The following is a 319-nucleotide window of genomic DNA, read 5'->3' as shown; positions in this document are numbered from 1 at the left end:
GCGTAAATATATAGGATATATAATAATCTACCAAATTAGTAGATAAAATATAATAATATTTTTAAAATCCCCTTTCCCGGCCCTATAAATTCACCACTTTCCGCTCTACTAGCTTGCCATGGAAAACTTGTTAAAGGCTACAGCAGGGTTTTGAGGTCAGAAAGAAGTGCAACATTTATATTTCCACAAATCGTAAAAATTTCTGATATTCGATATTATGGCAAACGCAACAGGAAAAAACATTCGCCACTTACGTCATAAGGCGGGGAAAAATCAAAAAGAAGTAGCCCAGAAACTAAACATATCCGTTCCAGGATAT

This window comes from Pedobacter sp. HMWF019 (genome assembly GCF_003061025.1).
Taxonomy (GTDB): Bacteria; Bacteroidota; Bacteroidia; order Sphingobacteriales; family Sphingobacteriaceae; genus Pedobacter.
The sequence above is the reverse complement of the archived record's forward strand: the minus strand, read 5'-3'. Positions refer to the sequence as shown.